Source organism: Rhizobium sp. 11_C7_N12_5 (assembly GCF_051811145.1).
GTDB classification, from domain to species: domain Bacteria; phylum Pseudomonadota; class Alphaproteobacteria; order Rhizobiales; family Rhizobiaceae; genus Rhizobium; species Rhizobium lusitanum.
The window spans coordinates 1749382-1767140 of the sequence record NZ_JBPWPY010000001.1; the positions used below are offsets into that span (position 1 = coordinate 1749382).

Annotated in this window: 13 protein-coding genes; 6 read left to right on the plus strand and 7 right to left on the minus strand. The window is 60.0% G+C overall.

Annotation, left to right across the window (positions count from 1 at the left end):
* Window positions 1-12: 12 nt before the first annotated feature.
* From cobO to cobU, 5 genes are read right to left on the minus strand one after another with little or no spacing between them, the layout of a single operon-like run.
* Entirely contained in the window at window positions 13-657 is a 645-nt protein-coding gene (gene cobO / locus AB8B29_RS08715) for a cob(I)yrinic acid a,c-diamide adenosyltransferase (RefSeq protein WP_113119313.1), read from the minus strand.
* Complete coding sequence (locus AB8B29_RS08720; RefSeq protein ID WP_113119314.1) at window positions 654-1253, minus strand: dimethylsulfonioproprionate lyase family protein; 600 nt, start codon at window positions 1251-1253, stop codon at window positions 654-656. Before AB8B29_RS08720 ends, cobO begins: the two co-directional genes overlap by 4 nt.
* A complete protein-coding gene (gene cobN / locus AB8B29_RS08725) occupies window positions 1250-5206 on the minus strand; it encodes a cobaltochelatase subunit CobN (RefSeq protein WP_439006412.1) in 3957 nt (1318 codons plus the stop codon). Before cobN ends, AB8B29_RS08720 begins: the two co-directional genes overlap by 4 nt.
* Window positions 5207-5215: 9 nt before the next feature.
* Window positions 5216-6265, minus strand: coding sequence for a cobalamin biosynthesis protein CobW (gene cobW / locus AB8B29_RS08730; protein WP_092573906.1), 1050 nt, complete (start codon window positions 6263-6265; stop codon window positions 5216-5218).
* 5 nt (window positions 6266-6270) lie between these two features.
* Window positions 6271-6795, minus strand: coding sequence for a bifunctional adenosylcobinamide kinase/adenosylcobinamide-phosphate guanylyltransferase (gene cobU / locus AB8B29_RS08735; protein ID WP_047639827.1), 525 nt, complete (start codon window positions 6793-6795; stop codon window positions 6271-6273).
* Between the two features lie 719 nt (window positions 6796-7514).
* On the opposite strand from cobU, the gene AB8B29_RS08740 reads away from it, so the two are divergent.
* The gene (locus AB8B29_RS08740) at window positions 7515-9311 is read left to right on the plus strand and encodes a chloride channel protein (RefSeq protein ID WP_037202573.1); all 1797 of its coding nucleotides are present in this window, start codon (window positions 7515-7517) and stop codon (window positions 9309-9311) included.
* Between the two features lie 98 nt (window positions 9312-9409).
* On the opposite strand, the gene AB8B29_RS08745 is transcribed toward AB8B29_RS08740, so the two are convergent.
* Window positions 9410-10864, minus strand: a complete 1455-nt coding sequence (locus tag AB8B29_RS08745) for a cobyric acid synthase (protein WP_113119316.1) — start codon at window positions 10862-10864, stop codon at window positions 9410-9412.
* A 236-nt stretch (window positions 10865-11100) separates the two neighbouring features.
* Between AB8B29_RS08745 and AB8B29_RS08750 the strand changes: the two genes are divergently transcribed.
* The 5 genes from AB8B29_RS08750 to bmt all read left to right on the plus strand — a co-directional run bounded on the left by AB8B29_RS08750 (window position 11101) and on the right by bmt (window position 16447).
* Window positions 11101-11244: a hypothetical protein gene (locus AB8B29_RS08750; protein ID WP_092573908.1), complete on the plus strand. Its 144-nt coding sequence runs from the start codon at window positions 11101-11103 to the stop codon at window positions 11242-11244.
* A gap of 830 nt (window positions 11245-12074) precedes the next feature.
* Window positions 12075-13073: an ABC transporter substrate-binding protein gene (locus AB8B29_RS08755; RefSeq protein ID WP_037202576.1), complete on the plus strand. Its 999-nt coding sequence runs from the start codon at window positions 12075-12077 to the stop codon at window positions 13071-13073.
* A gap of 243 nt (window positions 13074-13316) precedes the next feature.
* Window positions 13317-14228, plus strand: coding sequence for an ABC transporter permease (locus tag AB8B29_RS08760; RefSeq protein WP_037202577.1), 912 nt, complete (start codon window positions 13317-13319; stop codon window positions 14226-14228).
* Window positions 14221-15273 (plus strand): quaternary amine ABC transporter ATP-binding protein, encoded by a 1053-nt coding sequence (locus AB8B29_RS08765; RefSeq protein ID WP_037202578.1) that lies wholly within the window; start codon window positions 14221-14223, stop codon window positions 15271-15273. The genes AB8B29_RS08760 and AB8B29_RS08765 overlap by 8 nt, the downstream gene beginning before the upstream one ends.
* Window positions 15274-15433: 160 nt before the next feature.
* Complete coding sequence (gene bmt / locus AB8B29_RS08770; protein WP_047639828.1) at window positions 15434-16447, plus strand: betaine--homocysteine S-methyltransferase; 1014 nt, start codon at window positions 15434-15436, stop codon at window positions 16445-16447.
* An 85-nt stretch (window positions 16448-16532) separates the two neighbouring features.
* Here bmt and glf read toward each other — a convergent pair whose 3' ends face one another.
* A complete protein-coding gene (gene glf, locus AB8B29_RS08775) occupies window positions 16533-17708 on the minus strand; it encodes a UDP-galactopyranose mutase (RefSeq protein ID WP_173410917.1) in 1176 nt (391 codons plus the stop codon).
* Between the last annotated feature and the right edge of the window lie 51 nt (window positions 17709-17759).

Genomic DNA, 17759 nt, shown 5'->3' on the forward strand with positions numbered 1-17759 from the left:
CCTCGCCGCCGGTCAGAATTCGACGCCCGGCTGTCCCTTGATGCCGGAGCGGAACGGATGCTTGATCAGCTCCATCTCGGTGACGAGATCGGCGATCTCGATCAGCTCTTCCTTGGCATTGCGGCCCGTCAGGACCACATGCGTCATGTAGGGCTTTTCCGTCTTCAGGAATTCCAGCACTTCGTTGATATCGAGATAGTCGTAGCGCAGCGCGATATTGATCTCGTCCAGCAACACCATCGAGTTACGCTCGTCGCGGATCAGATCCTTGGCCTTTTCCCAGGCCACTCGCGCCGCCGCCACGTCGCGGGCGCGATCCTGCGTCTCCCAAGTGAAGCCTTCGCCCATGGTATGAAACTGGCAGACATCGAAAAAATGCTTTTCGATCAGATCGCGCTCGCCGGTCCACATCGCGCCCTTGATGAACTGGACGACGGCGCAGGGCTTTCCATGCGCGATATGGCGGAAGATCATGCCGAAAGCGGCTGACGATTTTCCCTTGCCCTTGCCGGTATGGACGATGATCAAGCCCTTCTCGTCGGTCTTGGTCGCCATGATCTTGTCGCGCGCCGCCTTCTTCTTGGCCATCTTGTCGGCATGGCGAGCATCGTCGTTCTTCGGTGCGTCGGGGCCTGTTTCGGCCAATTCGTCGCTCATGGCATTCTCCCTGATATGATCGATTTCTGTGCCAGCGGCCCGCCTCGCCAGAGGTAGAGCGCCACCAGCGGCAGGCTTTCGGTTCGCATGGCATGGCGGATATTCGAGGGATGGTGGATGACCTCGCCCGACCGGCGCGGCAGGAAAGACTGCGCATCCTTGCTCCACAGCGAGCCGTCCGTCAGCGGGATATAGATTTCCTCGGCCTGATGATGATGATCGGGGTAATGCACCCGAGGCCCGAGCAGCAGGAAGCCGCCGGCCATGTCGTCGCTTGAGAAATGACCGCGCGTGCCGAAGAGTTCGACCCAGCCATATCTCTGGAGGAAATCCGCCCCGAAATCGGTGATGCTGTAGGTCTGAGCCCAATGCAGCATACCGGCGGCGTTGAGAAGACTGTCAAACAAGGCCGCCTCCGCTTCACCGCCCGACCTGCGCAGCCCGCGAAGATAGGCAACCACAGGCAGATCGCGCGGCGCAAGCGACCGCTCTTTCATCGACCACTGGAAACCCTCGATGAAATGCCTCAGCATCGGATCGCTACGCGACAAGAGATAGTCGCGGAAGGCCGCCAGAAGGTCCTCGACCGCACTCACGCCGCAGCCTCCTTGCCCGGTTTCAGGCTTTCCAGATCGAAGCGCGCCGAATTGCTCCTCGGCGTCCAAAGATTGCGGTCGATCGCCTCCAGCAGGCGTTCCTTCAACTCGCGCAGTGCAGCCGGGTTCTTCTCCGCCATGAAATCGCGCACGCGCTGATCGACGACGAAGGCCTGGTGGACCGCTTCGAAATGATGGTTGCGGACGGCTCCGGTCGTTGCCGCAAACGCGAAGAGATAATCGACGGTCGCGGCGATCTCGAAGGCGCCCTTGTAGCCATGGCGCATGACGCCATCGATCCATTTCGGATTGACGACACGCCCGCGCACCACCCGGCCGATCTCCTCTTCCAGCGAACGGATGATCGGCTTTTCCGGCCGCGAATGGTCGTTATGATAGATCGACGGACGAGCACCGGCCAACTGTTCGGCGGCGGCGGCCATGCCGCCCTCGAATTGATAGTAGTCGTCGCTGTCGAGCAGGTCGTGCTCGCGGTTGTCCTGGTTCTGCACGACCGCCTGGATCGAGCGCAATCGTTCCTCGAACACCCCCCGCTCAGCCCGTCCTTCCTCGCCGGCGCCATAGGCATAGCTGCCCCAGACAAGATAGGCTTCGGCCAGGTCCGCACGTCGCTCCCAGCCCTTCTCGTCGATGAGCGCCTGCAGGCCAGCACCGTAAGCGCCGGGTTTCGAACCGAAGATGCGGTAGCCGGCGCGCCGGCTGGCCGAGGCTGTGTCCAGGCCGGCCGCTTCGAGCCGCGCGATCTCGCCCCGCATGCGCGCTGCGATCGGATTATCCGTCGCATCCTCATCAAGCGCCCCGACAGCCCGGATCGCCTTGTCGAACAAAGCGATCTGCTCGGGAAAGGCATCGCGGAAAAAGCCGGAGATGCGAAGGGTGACGTCGACACGCGGCCGGCGGAGCATTGCAGGCGGGATGATCTCGTAGCCGGTAACCCGCCGCGAAGTCATATCCCAGACCGGCTTGACGCCGATCAGCGCCAACGCCTGCGCGATATCGTCGCCGCCCGTGCGCATGTTCGATGTGCCCCAGGCGGTGAGGCCGAAAGAAACGGGCCATTCGCCATGGTCCTGAACATAGCGGCGGATCAAGAGTTCGGCGGATTTCTTGCCAAGTTCATAGGCGGCCGGCGTCGGCACCGCGCGACTATCGATCGAATAGAAATTCCGCCCGGTCGGCAACACATCCGGCCTGCCGCGCGTCGGTGCGCCTGAGGGGCCGGGTGGAACGAAACGCCCGTCGAGACCCTTCATCAAGGCAGCGATCTCCGCATCGCCGCAGGCAAGGATCGATGGCTTAAGCCGGGTTTCGATTTCAGCGAGAACGACGCTTGTGTAGGGCCAACTCTCGGGACATGCAATCTCGCCAGCAACGAATTTCGCTGCCAGAAGTTCGATGCGCTCGACTGTATCACCTTGAGTGCGCCAAGGAGCGTCGGAAATGTCAGCAAGAATATTGGGACGCTTGCCAGTCCATTCGGCGGCCATATCGCAATCCAACGGATCGAATGGCTTTTGCGGAGAGATACCCGCCCTATCCGCAAATTCCACTCCCTCCAACGCGTCTAGCGCAATCGCCCGCTGCAGGCTCTGATCACCGCCCTTACCCAAACCTCTGGGAACCCGCGCCAGTGCCACAGTCAAATCCGTCAGCAGCCGTCCAGACGGCGAAACGCCGAAAATATGCAAACCATCACGGATCTGCATTTCCTTGAGGTCGCAGAGATAGGCGTCGAGCTTGCGCAACGCCTCATCCTCGCCCTCACCCTTGGCGATGCCGGCGTCCTGATCGAGACCGATATCGGCGACAAGATCGAGAATCTGCTTGCGCAGCAGACGGACACGACGCGGGTCGCCGCCCGATGCCTCGTAATATTCATCGACAAGTGCTTCCAGATCCTTCAACGGACCGTAGCTCTCGGCGCGCGTCAGCGGCGGCGTCAGGTGGTCGATGATCACAGCGCTGGTGCGGCGCTTGGCCTGCGTGCCCTCGCCGGGATCGTTGACGATGAACGGATAGAGGTTGGGCGTAGGCCCGAGGATCGCCTCGGGATAGCAGTTTTCCGACAATGCCAGCGCCTTACCCGGCAGCCATTCGAGATTGCCATGCTTGCCCATGTGGATGACGGCATGCGCATCGAAGGATCGGCGCAGAAAGGCATAGAAGGCGAGATAGCCGTGCGGCGGAACGAGATCTGGAGAATGATAGCTCTCCTTCGGATCGATATTGTAGCCGCGCGCCGGCTGGATGCCGACAAGCACATTACCAAAACGGGTGAACGGCAGGGCAAAGGCGCCCTCGCGCGCATAGGGATCCGCCTCGGGATCACCCCAGCGTGTCGTGATCTCATCCTGAAGCCGTTCAGGAAGAGACGAGAAGAAATTCCTGTATTCGCTAAAGGAAAGCCTCTCGCGAACCAGCCTGCCATCATGGCCGGAATTTGTGGGACCATCCGCCAAGTGTCGCATCAGCGCGTCGCCATCGGCTGGCACCCCGGCGACAGGATAGCCTGCCGCCTGCATCGCTCTCAAAACCTCGATCGTACCGGCGGGGGTGTCCAATCCGACGCCATTGCCCAGACGGCCATCCCGGTTCGGGTAATTCGCCATGACAAGCCCGACGCGACGATCCCTCGGCTGTGTATTGCGTAACCGCGCCCAGTTTGCAGCCAGCCGCGCCGTATAGCGCATACGATCGCCAAGCGGTTCGCTGGCGACGATATTGGCCTCGACACGCTCGTCGTAACGCGCCGCCGCCTTGAACGACACGGCGCGGGCAAGCACACGCCCGTCGACTTCCGGCAGCGCGACATTCATGCCGAGATCGCGCGCCGAAAGCCCCTGCGACGATGCCTCCCAGGCTTCCTTGGACGAAGCCGAAAGGATTGCCTGCAGGACGATCGCCTCGCCTGTTTCGAGAACCGTCGGTTGACGATCCGCGCCCGGTGCAGACACCGCAAAGCCTGTCGTGTTGACGACGACATCCGGCTTCAGCTCGGCAAAAACGCTCTCCAGAATGCCGACGGATACCGCATCCTTCAAACTATAGGCGAACACCGGCAACGGCCGCATACCCTCTGCGATGAGCGCTTGCATCATGGCTTCGACAGGCCTGGTTTCGCCGCTCTGGACGAGCGCGCGATAGAAGGAGATGGCAACAGTCGGAACTTTGAGGTCCGCCAACTGCTCCGCTCCCTGTAACGCCCCCTCACCCGGCGCTCCTTCGATAAACTCAGGGGCGCCACCCTCTCCCCGCTGGGGCGAGGGTAATACTGCAGCCTTGACTTCCGCCTTCTCCCCTCGGGGAGAAGGTGCCCGAAGGGCGGATGAGGGGGTGCTTCCACACGACGCAGAAACACTCCTCCACTCCTCGATCCCGATCGCACCCCTGCCCGGCCACCAGATCCCGGCCTTCATCAAGGGTGCGGCCGGCATCGGCTTTTCCGCCCCTGACAGCATCGCCTCGGCATAGGCGAGAAACGCCCTGGAGTTCGCCTCCCCGCCCTCGATCAAATAGGACCAGAGCGCATTGAGATCATCGAGCGCGACATTGGAAAAGGGCGTCAGCCCGGGATCGGGTTTCGAATCTCCCGGCAGCACGGCGATCGCCGCACCCTGACGCGCAGCACAAGCATGCAGCGCCTCCAGTGCATAATGGAAATAGCTCGCACCTCCGAGCGCTCGCACGACGATCAGCTTCGCATGCCGCGCGGTGCGCTCGATATAGGTATCGACCGACATCGGATGCTTGAGGCTCATCAGGCTCGCAAGCCGCAGAGAACAGCTGCCCTCGCCTTGCCCGCGAGCCGCGGCTATCGCCGCAAGCTCGGTATCGGCCGCCGACAGGAAGAGGATATCGCCCGGCGACTGGCCGAGATCGATCGCCTCGTCGCCGTCACTGATCGTTCCCTTCTGGGCTAGGAGGAGATGCATGACTTTGCCTTAGACCAGCGCTTCGATCGCCTTGCGCACGATCCCTTCGTCCATCTCGTGCAGACCGATGACAACCAGCCGCGTCGCGCGCTCCTCGCCGGGCGCCCAGGTACGGTCGAAATAGTTGTCGATGCGGCTGCCGACGGCCTGTACCTGCAAGCGCATCGGCTTGCCGGGCACATCGACAAAACCCTTGAGACGCAGGATATCATGTTCGGAAATGACGCTCTTCAGCGCTTCGATGAAGGCGTTCGGGTCGGCAATGGGGCCAAGCTCGACGACGAAGCTGTCGAATTCGTCGTGATCATGTGGTGTGCCGTCTTCGTGTTCCAACTCATGGTGCGATTTGCGGTTGACGATATCACCTTCGGTACCGATGCCGAGGCCGAGCAGAATGGCTGCCGGCACGTCGCCGTTCTTCGCCTCGATGATCGTCGGCTTGCGGACGGTGCGTGACGCGACTTCCGCACGCACGCGGCCAAGGCCGGCGACGTCGATCAGGTCGGTCTTGTTGAGAACGATCAGATCGGCGCAGGTCAGCTGGTCCTCGAACAGTTCCTCGATCGGGCTTTCGTGATCGAGCGAATCGTCCTCGACACGACGGGCTTCGACGGCATCATGATCGTCGGCAAAGCGGCCTGCGGCGACGGCGGCGCTGTCGACCACGGTGATGACGCCATCGACGGTGACATGCGTGCGGATGTCAGGCCAGTTGAAGGCAGCGACCAGCGGCTGCGGCAGCGCCAGACCGGAGGTTTCGATGATGATATGGTCGGGACGCGCGTCACGCTCCAAAAGCTTGGTCATGGTCGGGATGAAATCGTCGGCGACGGTGCAGCAGATGCAGCCATTGGTCAGCTCGATGATGTCGTCCTCGGTGCAGTTCTCCGCGCCGCAGCCCTTGAGCACGTCGCCGTCGACACCCAGATCACCGAACTCGTTGATGATGAGGGCGATCTTCCTGCCGCCGGCATTCTGCAACAGGTTGCGAATCATCGTTGTCTTGCCGGCTCCCAGAAAGCCGGTGATGACGGTGGCGGGAATCTTTGCCTGGTTCATGTGGATCAACCCTTCATTTTCAGCGGCAATCCCGCCGCGATAAAATAGACTTCGGCGCTTGTCGCCGCGATCATCTGGTGCAGCCGGCCGGCATGATCGCGAAATTCGCGCGCCATGCGGTTTTCCGGCACGATGCCGAGCCCGACCTCGTTGGAGACGAGCACGAGCCGCGCCTTGGCCTTCGGCAAAAATTCGGTAAGAACAGCAAATTCAGCTGCGACGTTTCGTTCGGCCATCATCAGATTGGTGACCCACAGCGTCAGGCAATCGACGAGAACAGCGCGGCCATCGCCGTCGATCGCCGCCAGCCGGGCGGTCAGGTCGAGCGGCTCCTCGTGCGTCGTCCAGAGATCGCCGCGTTCGTTTCGATGCTGCGCGATACGTTCGCGCATTTCGTCGTCCCAGGCTCGTCCGGTCGCCACATAGTGACGGTCAAGGCCGGTATCCGAGATCAGCGATTCGGCGAATCGGGATTTGCCGGAGCGCGCGCCGCCGAGAACGAAAACAGCGCGGGATTGTGAGGATGGCATGAGCTATTGTCGCCCCCACACGAGGGCACGGAGCCGCGCAACGCGGCTAAGACCGAAAGGGGCGCGCTTACGCGCGAGAAATTCGTTTGGCGCCATGACAACCTCCGTGCTGGCAGCGAGACATGCGTCCCAAGATGGGCGCTGTGCCCGGCACGTATGGCAGGTCTCCTGGCTCGCGGTTAAGGCGCAACGAGGGGGCAGACCGAAACCGGTCGCCCCCGATCGTGCACCAGCGGATCTTTCTCGCCTTCCCGGCAATGCATCATGAAAAGACGGACGATTCGTAGATATCGGAGGCGTCCAGCCCTGGTAGATCATGATGCCACACCAGTGGCTTTTCCGGCTTGAAGTTTCTCCGCCTGTTCGCCCCATGCGAACCATCGGCGGGATAGCTGTCAAACCGGACGAAAGACCCTGACCGCTCTACAGTCGCGGGGTCGGCTGTGATGAGAACGCCCGGATTGGGTCCGCCCCTTCACATTCCCTTTTCATCCCATGCGGCACATCGCCGCTCGGAAACCATTCGTTATGCCGGCAATGATTAGGCTTTCACTTAGTTCAAGTCAATCAAGGACATGGGTGCGACATCGGCTGTCCCAGCCGCGAAATCGCCGCATAATCCCGAGAACACATCACTTTTTTTGCCGTATTTCTTTGATGTTAGGAGTTTATAGAGGCTAAGCCCTCATATTCGAGTAGAAACGTATCGTCCGTCCCCAATGTTGCAGAAATTCCAACCCCGTCGCCTGGGCGTCTTCTCAGCCCTATTCGATCTTGGTCGATTTAGAGCGCTGCTCCGCCGCGGCGAACTAGGACTCGTTTTCGCCGGCGCGCTCGTGGGCATCGCGTCCGGCTGCGCCGTTACGGCCATGAGTTTCGTTTCGCGCAAGCTGCACAGCCTCATCTACGGGATCACGGATTACGAGCGCCTGAGCTCGGCGGCAGTGGCGATCCCGGACAAATCGGTGGTGCTGATAGCCCCGATAGCCGGCGGCATCATTCTTGGTATTCTGCTCTATATTCTTTCACGCACCCGCAAGAAGCCGATGGTCGACCCGATCGAGGCGAATGCGCTGCATGGCGGACGCATGTCCTTGACCGACAGCATCATCGTCGCCGTGCAGAACCTGATCTCGAATGGGTTCGGCGCCTCCGTCGGGCTTGAGGCGGGCTACACGCAGCTTGCCGCCGGCATCGCTTCGAAGTTCGGTTACAAGATGCAGATGCGCCGCGCGGATCTGCGCATGCTCGTGGGCTGCGGTGCTGCCGGCGCCATTGCCGCAGCGTTTAACGCACCGCTGACCGGCGCCTTTTACGCCTTCGAGCTGATCATCGGCACCTATTCCATCCTGACCCTGACGCCCGTCGTCGTCTCGGCCCTGATATCGACGATGATCGCAAGGCTGCTCGCCGGCGACGACTTCGCCATCGATATCGGCCATTTCGGCACAATAGTGCCGGCGGATTACCTTCCGGCTGTTTTGCTCGGCGCTTTTTGCGCCGGCATCGGCATCCTGATCATGCAGGGCGTCGCCTGGGTCGAGGAACTGGCGCGCAAGAGCTCGATTGCGCCGCCTTTCCGCCCGGCGCTCGGCGGCCTGTTCGTCGGCTTGCTGGCTTTGATATCACCCCAGGTTCTATCGGCCGGCCACGGAGCCCTCCATCTCAATCTCTCCACCGATGTAACCTTGTGGGCGCTGGTCAGCCTTTTCGTTTTGAAATCCCTCGCCTCGGCTGTGTCGATCGGCTCCGGCTTCAGGGGCGGCTTGTTCTTCGCATCGCTGTTCATGGGCGCGCTGCTCGGCAAGATTTTCGCCTATTGCGCCCCCTATTTCGATCACGCCACGCTGACGCCAGCCGTCTATGCGGTGGTCGGCATGAGTGCGCTTGCCGTTTCGATCATCGGCGGCCCGCTGACGATGACGTTCCTGGCGCTGGAGATCACCGGCGACTTTCCGATTACCGCGCTGGTCTTGGCTGCTGTCATCACCTCGTCTCTCGTCGTGCGCACGACCTTCGGCTATTCCTTCGCCACATGGCGCTTCCATCTGCGTGGAGAAAGCATCCGCAGCGCACACGACGTCGGGTGGATCCGCAACCTCACTGTGGCACGCATGATGCGCCCGGATGTGCATACGGCAAGCGTCGGCATGAGCATCGAGGAATTCCGCAAAGCCTTTCCGATCGGCTCGGCGCAGCGCGTCATTCTGATCGACGACAAAGAGAAATATTCCGGCATGGTGCTGGTGCCGGATATTTATGCGAGCCCGGTCGAGAAAGATGACGAGGAACATGGCCTTGCCGATTTCATCCGCCATCGCAACGAATTCCTGCAGCCGCAGATGAACGCCAAGCAGGCCGCAGCCATGTTCGACCAGACGAAGAGCGAAGCGCTCGTGGTCATAAACGACCTCATTGAACGCAAGGTCGTGGGGCTGCTGACCGAGAGTTACACATTGCGTCGCTACAGCGAAGAGCTCGACCGCCGCCGTCGCGAGGTTTCCGGCGAGCTCTAGAGCCGTTAAGCGGCTCATGGAATCGCTAAACAGCTTTAGATTATTGTTTTTACGCACTTCCGGACGGAAAACCGTTGCGCACTTTTCCTGGAATTGCCCTAGCTGACAAGGCTGTCGAGCCAGGCAGGATCGAGGACGCCTTCCAGTTCGGTCGCGATCTCGTCCAGCGCCGCGTCGACGCCCGCGCGGTAGCCCGTCCGCTCGCCGTTAAGGCCGAAGCTTTCGAGCAGTCTTGCCCGGTACGCATCGCTGCCGAAAAGCCCGTGCAGGTATGTCCCCATGACGCGGCCGTCGGGCGACAGCGCTCCGTCCGGCCGGCCATCGATGACGGTCGAGGGGCGATCACAATCCGGGCCGCTGGTCACGCCGAGATGGATTTCGTAGCCGGACAGCGGCACGTCGTATTCCCTGGAGAAAGCCTGGCTGTTGCGGACGGTCTTTTCAGGCGCCATTTCCGTCTCGATATCCAGCAGGCCAAGTCCGGGCGTCTCCGTCACCGATCCTTCGATGCCGAGCGGATCAAAGACCATGCGGCCGAGCATCTGATAACCGCCGCAAATCCCGATGACGCGGCCGCCGCGGCGCATATGGGCGGCAATATCAACATCCCATCCCTGTTCCCGCAGATCGAGCAGGTCACCGATTGTCGACTTCGACCCCGGCAAAACCACAAGGCCCGCATCATCAGGCAGCCGTTCACCGGCCCGGACGAAGACGAGATCGACGTCGGGTTCGGCTCGCAGCGGATCGAGGTCGTCGAAATTCGCAATGCGTGACAGCACCGGCACGGCAATTTTCAAGGCGCCGGAGGAGCCCCGTGTGAGCCGTTCCAGCACAACGGAATCCTCGGCAGGAAGGCGGCCGGCCGCCTTCAGCCACGGCACGATGCCATGACACGGCCAGCCGGTGAACGTGCCGATCGCGTCTATGCCCTCTCCAAACAGCGAGACATCGCCGCGAAACTTGTTGATGAGGTAGCCGCGGATCATGCGCCGATCCTTTTCCGGCAAGATATGATAGGTACCCACCAGCGACGCGATGACGCCGCCGCGGTCGATATCGCCGACCAGCACCACAGGCACGTTGGCGCGGGTGGCAAAGCCCATATTGGCGATATCGCCCCGCCTGAGATTGATTTCGGCAGGCGAACCGGCGCCCTCGACGATGACAAGGTCGGTTCCAGCGCGCATGGCCGCGAAGCTTTCCAAGACGGCGCCGAGCAGCTGCGGCTTGAGCGCCTGATAGTCCCTGCCCTTCGCATGCCCCCAGACCTTGCCCTGCACGATGATCTGGCTGCCCGTCTCCGATTGCGGCTTCAGCAGCACCGGGTTCATATGCACGGATGACGGAACGCGCGCCGCCAGCGATTGCAGCCACTGGGCGCGGCCGATCTCACCGCCATCTTCGGCAACGGCGGCATTGTTGGACATGTTCTGCGGCTTGAAGGGACGGACCCTGACACCTCTGTTGGCGAACAGGCGGCACAGCCCGGCGACCAATACCGTTTTTCCGACATCGGAGCCGGTTCCCTGCAGCATGATCGCCTTCGTCATTCTTCATCGCTCCGAGATGCTACAGCCCCTGAAAACACGGAATTTTGCCTTGATTTCGCCGCGATCCCCAACGGCCTGAAGCCACCGGCACGATACAAAAATACATCACGTCGCACCATGCTCTATTTGCGACATCGGATGACGATTTCATCCATTGTTAGTTATACTGAAGAGGATTATCTCCACCGCGAAAACAAACACCGAAAACCGGCCGTTTCGGCCTGGAGGATACCCCGATGCTCTTCATCTTCAACAGACAGAATTCCATCCAGATCGCCTGGAATGGCAAACTGCCGGCAAACCGCCCTGATACCCGCCTGCAGCAGCTTGATACGCGTTTCGGCACAGTCGGCTTCATCCGGACCTATAACGTCGGTTGATAGCCGGTCAAGCCTCAGGTCCTGCGCACGACAAGCCGCCAAGCGACCGCATCGGCGGCTTTATTTTTTCATTCCATATGGGGAAATAAAATCCGGCATTGGCCGGAAGCCGGCTATCCACCCCACGGTCGCCTCCCCGGAACGCGGCGGCCATAAAACGCGAAAACCGCGCGATCCGAGGATCAACGCGGTTTGCCAAAAACGCCGGCTCCCTTGCACAAACGCCGCAAGGTTCGCTTTCTCCGGTACGCACTACCTAAGCCGAAGAAGCAGCGGTGTCCCCCGCCACGCATCGATTGATAAACCGACATCGTTACCGGAGCGTTATTAATTGCTTAAATAAGAATGAATCCGAAAATTTTTTGAAAATTTTCTCATTCTCGTTGCGAAATCGCAAACGACGCAAATGGAATAGAAAACGTCTTTCAAGGACGCGATATTTTAGCGGTATTTAACTTCGCCTATGCTTTAAAGCTTCGTTGAAGCCTCGCAATGCCCATTTTGCAGCCGCGAATAGTAGAAAATAGGCTAATTCAGGCGCTTATATAAGCTTCTCCAACAGGCGCGATAAGTTCAATCAGCCGACAGACTGTTGATTTCTTCATTCAAATCCTTACGCTGCTCGCTGTCGATGTAGAAAATGCTCGGCCGCGACAGGGTTCCGCGGTCGCAAAAAGACCAGATGCACGACAGCAGCAAAGGGGACCGTGCGGGCGTCGTCAGCGGCGTATGAACGGTTGTGGTTGAACCGCGCTGACGGGGATCGACAGACACCATATCCGCTTGGAGTCGATTTCCGTAACGTAACGAGAAATTGGGAGACATTATCAATGAAGAAGCTTCTCGCTTCCGCCATCTTCGCATTCGGCGCCTACGCTTTGGCTGGCTCGGCGCACGCCGCGGAATGCGGCGATGTATCGATCGCCGAAATGAATTGGGCCTCTGCCGGCGTTGCCGCTCAGGTCGACAAGATCATCCTTCAGAATGGCTATGGCTGTAACGTCACACTGGTAACCGGCGACACGCAGCCGACCTTCACCTCCATGAACGAAAAGGGCCAACCCGACGTCGCGCCCGAGCTTTGGGTCAACGCAGTACGCACCGCGCTCGACAAGGCCGTGTCCGAAGGTCGTCTGATCGAGGCAGCGCCGCTCCTGAGCGATGGCGGCGTCGAGGGCTGGTGGATTCCGAAATTCCTCGCCGACGCGCATCCCGACATCAAGACCGTTCAGGACGCGCTGAAGCATCCGGAACTCTTCCCCGCCCCCGAGGATTCTTCCAAGGGCGCGGTATACAATTGCCCGGCAGGCTGGAACTGCCAGATCTCGACCGCCAATCTCTACAAGGCGCTCGGTGCAGAGAAGCTCGGCTTTACGTTGGTCGATACCGGCTCTGCCGCGGGTCTTGACGGCTCGATCGCCAACGCTTTCGAAAAGAAGATCGGCTGGTTCGGCTACTATTGGGCACCGACAGCCATCCTCGGCAAGTACGAAATGGTGCGTCTGAGCTTCGGCGTCCCGCACGACAAGAAGGAATGGGATGCCTGCACGGCGATCCAGGATTGCGCCAATCCGAAGGTGAATTCCTATCCGGTTTCGGACGTCTACACGGTCGTAACGAAGGCTTTCGCATCCAAGGCTGGCATTGCCATGGATTACGTCAAGACCCGCAAATGGGACAATGGCACGGTTGGCAAGGTTCTGGCCTGGATGACGGACAATCAGGGCACGAACGAAGACGGTGCGAAGTACTTCCTGAAGACCTACCCCGATATGTGGACCAAGTGGGTTTCTCCAGACGTCGCCACCAAGGTCAAGGCTTCGCTCTAATCCGCACGAATGAATCGGCGGCAGGCCTGCGTCTGTCGCCGATTTTATATTCGCCGGATGCGACTGACACTCATACCGACAGACCGACGCGGCCACAGGTCGCAACGAGTGCAGATTGGCGGCGGCAAATGTAGTAAGAATTAAAAAGCAGCCTGAAGAACCGGTCGCAGCGCTGCAACACCGTCCGTACATGAAGGCCACATGCACTGACAGGGACAGAGCCGGACAAAGAAGGGGAAATACATGGCTATTCAGTGTACGATCCTGCCAGATGTGCTTTGCAATTTTCCGGCAATAGACGAATCGCTCATACGCCTCGCACGCAAGAATATCGACGATGGGTTCAGGGCATCCGTGCGCGCCTACGGCAATATCATCGACGCCATAGTTCAGCCGCTGCAATGGTTTCTGAACTATCTGGAATGGCTCTTCACCAACACGCCGTGGTTCATCGTGCTTCTCGTCATGATGCTCGTTGTCTACGCCGCCAGCCGCAACCTCAAGATCGTCATAGGCACTGCGATATCGATGACCCTCATCGGCGTCTGCGGCCTCTGGGGCGACACCATGATAACGCTTGCGATGGTGACCGTCTGTACGCTCATCGCCATCGTCATCGGCCTGCCGATCGGCATACTGATGGCCCGCTCCGACCGGATGCAGTCGATCGTCAATCCGATCCTCGACGTGATGCAGACGATGCCGAGCTTCGTCTATCTTATTCCCGTTGTGGTGATTTTCGGCATTGGAAAGGTTCCTGGCCTTATCGCTGTCGTCATCTATGCCGTCCCGCCGATGATCCGGTTGACCAATCTCGGCATTCGCCTGGTGGACAAGGAGGTGCTGGAAGCCGCCGATGCTTTTGGCTCGTCGCATCGCCAGAAGCTTTTCAACGTGCAGATCCCGCTCGCGTTGCCCACCATCATGGCAGGCATCAACCAGACCATCATGATGTCGCTTGCCATGGTCGTGGTCGCATCGATGGTCGGCGTCGGCGGTCTCGGCAAGAACACGCTGCAGGCGATCAACAACCAGTTCTTCACGGTCGGCTTCCTCAACGGTTTCGCGCTGGTCGCAATCGCCATCATTTTCGACCGCACGAGCCAGGCCTACGGCAGAAGGCTCCAGAAGCACTCGGAGGTCATTCATGGCTAGTCACGCGATCCAGATCAAAAGCCTCTACAAAATCTTCGGTCCGCGCGGGCGCGACTTTGTCGACATGGTCAAGAACGGCATCAGCAAGACCGAACTCAACGAGACTCATGGTCACGTGCTCGGCCTGCAGGACATCAACATTGACATGCCGGCCGGCGCCATCACCGTCGTCATGGGCCTTTCCGGCTCCGGCAAATCGACGCTGATCCGTCATATCAACAGGCTGATCGAGCCGACCGCCGGCGAAGTGCTCTATGACGGCATCGACGTCTGCAAAATGAACGAAAACGCCCTGCGTGAATTCCGCCGTCACAAGACGGCGATGGTGTTTCAGAAATTCGCTTTGCTGCCGCATCGCACGGTCATCGAAAACACCATTTACGGCCTGGACATTCAGGGCGTGCCCCGTGCTGAAGGCGAGAAGAAGGGACAATACTGGATCGAACGCGTCGGCCTCAAAGGTTTCGAAAGGCACTATCCGAACCAGCTCTCCGGCGGCATGCAGCAGCGCGTGGGGCTCGCCCGCGCCCTGACCAATGACGCCGATATCCTGCTGATGGACGAAGCTTATTCGGCGCTCGATCCGCTCATCCGCGTGGACATGCAGAGCGTGCTGCTCGACCTGCAAAAAGAGCTGAAGAAGACCGTCGTCTTCATCACCCACGATCTCGACGAGGCACTCCGCCTCGGCGACAAGATCGCGATTCTGCGCGACGGCAAGGTCGTGCAGCAGGGAAGCGGCCAAGAGATCGTGCTGAAACCCGCGGACGACTACATCACCGCCTTCGTCAAGGAAGTGAACCGCGGTCGTATCATCCAGGCTCAGACCATCATGAAGCCGCTCGCCGGTGACCCCGGCGGCAGCCGCGTACCCGGCGATATGACGCTGGAAATCGCCGCCAAACGGATAACCGACGCCGGACACACCGGAGCCGTCGTCACCGATGCCGGTGGCAAGCCCATCGGTGCGATAGACCTGCAAAGCATCATCTCCGCCATGGTGACGCCGACAACCCATGACGCGGCGCAGATGGCGGCGGCTTAAAGACCTCCTTGTCTAACAAAGGAGAGCGCCTGCGCAGGGCGCTCTCTTCCTCTTTATGCAAGATGAATATGCTTATCGCTGTTCGCTCGTTGCACTCATATAAAGAAATGTTTATATCTGCATTTCATAACCGAACATCCGCATATCCGGAGAAGACGCCATGACCGTCGCAACCAATCCCTTGACCGATCTTCTTGCTGAAAAAGGCGTGCTGCTCGCCGACGGCGCGACGGGCACCAATCTCTTTGCCATGGGCCTGGAAGCGGGTGAAGCCCCGGAACTGTGGAACGAGCAGCACCCCGAGCGGATTGCAAAACTGCATCAGGATTTCGTTGACGCCGGCGCCGACATCATCCTGACCAATACCTTTGGCGGAACGCGTCATCGCTTGAAGCTGCACCACGCGCAGGATCGCGTGCACAGCCTGAACAAGGTGGCCGCCGAGATTGCCCGTGCCGTCGCCGACAAGACTGACCGCAAGATCATCGTCGCCGGTTCCGTTGGGCCGACGGGCGAGCTGCTGGTGCCGCTCGGCGCATTGACCTATGAAGACGCAGTTTCCGCCTTCGTCGAACAGATCGAAGGCCTGCAGGCCGGTGGTGCCGACGTCGCCTGGATCGAGACCATGTCCTCGCCCGAGGAAATACGCGCAGCAGCAGAAGCTGCCGTCAAGGTCGGCCTGCCCTATACCTATACGGGTTCGTTCGATACCGCCGGAAAGACCATGATGGGCCTGCATCCGAAGGATATTCATGGCATTGCCAAGGACGTCGGCGATGGTCCGCTCGCCGTCGGCGCCAATTGCGGCGTCGGCGCATCGGATATCCTGTCGAGCCTGCTCGACATGACCGATTCCGATCCGGCCGCGGTCGTGATCGTCAAGGGTAACTGCGGCATCCCCGAATATCGCGGCGCCGAGATCCATTATTCCGGCACGCCACCGCTGATGGCCGACTACGCGCGCCTTGCGCGCGACGCGGGCGCCAAGATCATCGGCGGCTGCTGCGGCACGTCCTGCGGCCATCTCGCTGCCATGCGCGAGGCTCTCGACAACTATACGCCCGGCCCGCGCCCGACTCTGGAAGTGATCGTCGAGCGGATCGGCCCGATGCGCAACAAGACGGCCAACGAAGGCGGAACGGCGCCTGTGCGTGAGCGCAGACGCCGCAGCTAAACGGCGACTTGCCGCGTCAGGCCTTGAAACCTGACGCAAGCGGCCATCATGACAATCGAACAACCAAGACGGCGGTGGCGTTGCACTACTTCTCGCCACCGAGAGGGCGCCCCTCGGTAAAATGCGGCACGACCCGGCTGTCGAATGCCTTCAGGGCCGCGCCGATCGCCTGATGCATATCAAGGTAGCGATAGGTGCCAAGCCGTCCGCCGAAATGGACGTTGGCTTCCGCCTCGGCACGCTCACGATACCGCAGGAAGACCGCCTTGTCCTGCCGCGTGTCGATCGGATAATAGGGCTCGTCCGCGCGTTGGGCCGAACGTGAATACTCCCGCACCACAACAGTCTTTTCAGTCTGATAGCTGCGCTCGGGATTGAAGTGGCGGAACTCAAGAATGCGGGTATAAGGGACCGCTTCGTCGGCATAGTTCATGACGGCCGTACCCTGGAAATCGCCCGTGTTCAGGGTCTCTTTCTCGAAATCGATCGTACGCCAACCCAATTCGCCTTCGGAATAATCAAAATAGCGATCGATGGGTCCTGTGTAGACGATGGGGAGACCGGGCGGCAAAGCGGATTTCAGCGAAAAGAAATCGACACCAAGAGCAATATCGATCCTCGGATGCTTCAGCATCCTCTCGAAGATGGCCGTGTAGCCGTCGACCGGCAGACCTTCAAACTTATCGTTGAAATACCGATTGTCGAACGTGTAGCGGACCGGCAGCCGCGTGATGATATGCTCCGGCAGGTCACGCGGGTCCGTTTGCCATTGCTTGGCAGTGTAGCCGCGGATGAAGGCTTCATACAGCGGACGGCCGATCAGGGAAATTGCCTTCTCTTCCAGGTTCGCCGGGTGGCGCCCTGCCATTTCGGCCGCCTGCTCCGCGATCAGAGCTCGCGCTTCATCCGGCGAAAGGCGCCGATTGAAAAACTGCGAGATGGTGCCGAGGTTGATCGGCATCGAGTAGACCTGATTGCGATAGCTCGAATAGACACGATGCTTGTAATCGGTAAATTCGGTGAACCTGTTGAGATAGGTCCAGACCACCTCGTTCGGCGTGTGGAAGAGATGGGCGCCGTAACGATGAACCTCGATGCCGGTCTGGCCGTCGAACTCGCTATAGGCATTGCCGCCGATATGGCTGCGGCGATCGATCAGAAGCACGTTCTTCTGAAGCTCGTTCGCCACCCGCTCCGCAAGCGTCGCGCCATAAAAGCCCGCGCCGACGATCAATAGGTCTACCTTCGAAAAATCAATCATGCTTTCAAACTTTCGGCGCCCGCAATATCGGCGATGGGTTTAGTGGAGTGC

What these genes read in the sequence shown, in the direction of transcription:
- AB8B29_RS08760 (WP_037202577.1), top strand. Translation starts at nt 13,317, where the DNA reads ATGGCTATTCAGTGTACGATCCTGCCAGATGTGCTTTGCAATTTTCCG.
- bmt (WP_047639828.1), top strand. Translation starts at nt 15,434, where the DNA reads ATGACCGTCGCAACCAATCCCTTGACCGATCTTCTTGCTGAAAAAGGC.
- AB8B29_RS08740 (WP_037202573.1), top strand. Translation starts at nt 7,515, where the DNA reads ATGTTGCAGAAATTCCAACCCCGTCGCCTGGGCGTCTTCTCAGCCCTA.
- AB8B29_RS08755 (WP_037202576.1), top strand. Translation starts at nt 12,075, where the DNA reads ATGAAGAAGCTTCTCGCTTCCGCCATCTTCGCATTCGGCGCCTACGCT.
- AB8B29_RS08765 (WP_037202578.1), top strand. Translation starts at nt 14,221, where the DNA reads ATGGCTAGTCACGCGATCCAGATCAAAAGCCTCTACAAAATCTTCGGT.
- cobN (WP_439006412.1), bottom strand. Translation starts at nt 5,206, where the DNA reads ATGCATCTCCTCCTAGCCCAGAAGGGAACGATCAGTGACGGCGACGAG.
- cobW (WP_092573906.1), bottom strand. Translation starts at nt 6,265, where the DNA reads ATGAACCAGGCAAAGATTCCCGCCACCGTCATCACCGGCTTTCTGGGA.
- cobO (WP_113119313.1), bottom strand. Translation starts at nt 657, where the DNA reads ATGAGCGACGAATTGGCCGAAACAGGCCCCGACGCACCGAAGAACGAC.
- AB8B29_RS08745 (WP_113119316.1), bottom strand. Translation starts at nt 10,864, where the DNA reads ATGACGAAGGCGATCATGCTGCAGGGAACCGGCTCCGATGTCGGAAAA.
- cobU (WP_047639827.1), bottom strand. Translation starts at nt 6,795, where the DNA reads ATGCCATCCTCACAATCCCGCGCTGTTTTCGTTCTCGGCGGCGCGCGC.
- AB8B29_RS08750 (WP_092573908.1), top strand. Translation starts at nt 11,101, where the DNA reads ATGCTCTTCATCTTCAACAGACAGAATTCCATCCAGATCGCCTGGAAT.
- glf (WP_173410917.1), bottom strand. Translation starts at nt 17,708, where the DNA reads ATGATTGATTTTTCGAAGGTAGACCTATTGATCGTCGGCGCGGGCTTT.